Origin of the sequence: Vibrio sp. 10N.286.51.E5, assembly GCF_041469125.1 — a bacterium.
In the GTDB taxonomy this organism is placed as follows: Bacteria; Pseudomonadota; Gammaproteobacteria; order Enterobacterales; family Vibrionaceae; genus Vibrio; species Vibrio crassostreae_C.
This window is the reverse complement of the sequence record NZ_JBFRJZ010000090.1, coordinates 1-205: the sequence shown is the minus strand read 5'-3', so window position 1 is coordinate 205 and position 205 is coordinate 1. Positions and strand designations below refer to the sequence as shown.

General features: G+C 43.4%; 1 protein-coding gene. It reads left to right on the top strand.

Annotation, left to right across the window (positions count from 1 at the left end; translation table 11 throughout):
• Positions 1-205 (top strand): transposase family protein (locus AB4161_RS21775; RefSeq protein ID WP_372084288.1); only part of this gene is annotated, 205 nt, incomplete at both ends.

Here is a 205-nt window from a genome sequence, read left to right as displayed (position 1 = left end):
GTCGTGACTGCGGCATAAAAACAGAGTCTCTATCTTGGTTAGAGCCTTATGCTCGTATAACGAAGCGCTTAAAAAGTTATATAGAACAACTGCTGCCTCTTCTTCCCATTAAGCATATCTCCCAGTTAACAAGCGTACATTGGCACACCATTAAAGAGATAGATAAACGCCGACTTCGCCAAGTGGTACCGTCAGTGAAATGGGA